Source organism: Kocuria himachalensis (assembly GCF_054784195.1).
On record NZ_BAAGPL010000051.1, the window covers coordinates 1 to 718 of the forward strand.

The 718-nt window shown below is 66.3% G+C and carries 1 protein-coding gene; it reads right to left on the minus strand.

Features of this window, described 5'->3' with window-relative positions; translation table 11 throughout:
- Positions 1 to 718, minus strand: a 718-nt coding sequence (locus ACYVM4_RS18425) for an RHO alpha subunit C-terminal catalytic domain-containing protein (protein ID WP_460669491.1), incomplete at both ends; no start/stop codon positions are given.

Consider the following 718-nt stretch of genomic DNA (forward strand, 5'->3'; position numbering starts at 1 on the left):
GAGGGCACGAGGACCCCGCCCTTGGCGTAGATCTTGGAGTTCATGGCGGGTTGGCAGCGTTCGCAGGCGTCGAAGTCCTGCTGGTTGACGCGGTGGAAGAGTTCCACGGAGGCGGTGACGTCCTTGCCGGAGTCCACGACCGAGGGCAGGTAGAGCCAGTCGCACTCCACGATGGTGTGGTCGGGGGCCATGGGGAACATGCGGTGGATGATCACGTGGTCGGGCACGAGGTTGACGAACACGGTGGGCCGGACGGTGATCGCGTAGTAGCGGCGGTCGTGGTCCTCGTCGACGCCGGGGAGCTTGTCGAGGCCTTCGGAGCCGTCGACGGTGAAGCCCAGGACGTCGTCGCCGAACTCCGCGCCGTGGCCGACGAAGTACTGGGCGGCGAGGCCGTCGGCGAACTCGGGCAGCACCTCGGTGAGCTCGGGGTGGATGGTGGCGCAGTGGTAGCACTCCATGAAGTTCTCGATGATGAGCTTCCAGTTGGCCTTCACGTCGTAGGTGATGCGCCGGCCCAGGGAGAGGTTGGCGATGTCGTAGCCCTCGATGGCCTGGGTGTCGCCGAGGCGGTCCTGGATGTCGCCCATGACGTCGTCCTCGAAGGAGGGCGGGTTCTCGGCCAGGCAGACCCAGACGTAGCCGAGGTACTCCCGGACCGGGACGGTGACCAGCCCGTATTCCTGGCGGTCGATGTCGGGCATCTTGGTGAGGTTGG